Origin of the sequence: Oryzomonas sagensis (assembly GCF_008802355.1) — a bacterium.
Taxonomy (GTDB): domain Bacteria; phylum Desulfobacterota; class Desulfuromonadia; order Geobacterales; family Pseudopelobacteraceae; genus Oryzomonas; species Oryzomonas sagensis.
On the sequence record NZ_VZRA01000013.1, the window covers coordinates 1 to 430 of the forward strand.

Consider the following 430-nt stretch of genomic DNA (forward strand, 5'->3'; position numbering starts at 1 on the left):
AAATCCAGCACGTTTGCCCGTTTGCTCCGCTCGGTTTCGCTCCGCTCGAGCATGTCCGCCAGGGTCAGGCTGTCCAGCACCCGGGCCAGGGCCTGGTTGACATCCACCATCACCAGCCGGATGCCGCAGATCGCCTCGTCGTCGCATTCGTCGCACTTGGCATAGTTGGTCTCGCTCAAGCACTGCACCGGCGCCAGGTCACCCTCCAGGATCCGCACCACGCTGCCCAGGGTAATCCTGGCGGGCGGGGATGCCAGGTAGTAGCCGCCCCCCTTGCCGATCCTGCTCTGGAGGATGCCGCCCTTGCGCAGGGACAGGAGGATGAACTCCAGAAACTTCTTGGGGATGTTCCCGGCCTTGGCCAGGTCGGAAATCAATACCGGCTGGGAGGCGGGCTGCCCGGCCAGATGATAGAGCGCCTTGAGCGCGT

1 protein-coding gene is annotated in these 430 nt (G+C 64.7%); it reads right to left on the bottom strand.

The window, feature by feature from the left end; genetic code table 11:
• Positions 1-430, bottom strand: a 430-nt coding sequence (locus F6V30_RS16935; protein ID WP_151158425.1) for an RrF2 family transcriptional regulator, incomplete at both ends; no start/stop codon positions are given.